The organism is Rhizobacter sp. P2_H2 (assembly GCF_056403375.1).
Map to the genome: position 1 here is coordinate 1 of NZ_JBFUFP010001685.1, position 733 is coordinate 733.

The following is a 733-nucleotide window of genomic DNA, read 5'->3' on the forward strand; positions in this document are numbered from 1 at the left end:
GGCACGGGCGGCGATGGCCACGGCGCAGCAGCAGCGCGACGACACCTGGCTGTCGATGCTGGCCTCGCGCGCCGGCAGCGTCGCGGCGGTCAATGCGGAGCAGAGCCTGGCGCTCGCCAACGATGTCTTCGAGCGCGACCCGCAGCGGCAGAACGCCGTGGCACCCGCCGTGATCGAGGCGACGCAGTACCGCTGGGCGACGCAGCGGCTGACCCGCGACCTGGTCGGGCCGGTCGATGCGCTCGTGCTGGCGCCGGACGGGCAGCACCTGCTGGTGGCCGGTGCGGAGGGCGTCGACGAGTGGGAGCTCGGCCTGCCGGCCTTGCGGCCGCAGCGCCGCCTGGCCTGGCCGGCCCCGCCGGGCGCCGTGCACAGCGTGGCCTACGGCACCGACGGCCGGCAGGTGGTGGCGGCCACCGACGCGGGCGTGGTGCTGTGGCCGGCATCGGCGGCGAGCGGCACGGCGGCGCCGCCACGCGTGCTCGAAGGCAGCGGCGATGTCGGCCGCCTCGGCTTCAGCCCCGACGGCCGGCGGCTGGCCGCCATCACGGCCGATGCGAGCGAGCTGCGGGTGTGGTCGGTCGACGAYGGCAGGCTGCTGTTCCGGCGGCGTCCGCAGAACGCCGACACCGGCGTGGTCGGCGGCCTGATGGGCGCGGTGTTCCGCGCCGAAGGCGACGAACTCGTCGCCGTGCAACGCCCGGGCTGGCCCGGCTTCGGCGTGCGGCTGTTC

General features: G+C 76.6%; 1 protein-coding gene. It reads left to right on the forward strand.

Annotated elements, in window-relative coordinates; translation table 11 throughout:
• Positions 1-733: WD40 repeat domain-containing protein (locus tag AC1D15_RS35610; protein ID WP_477829799.1), on the forward strand; the 733-nt coding region annotated here is incomplete at both ends.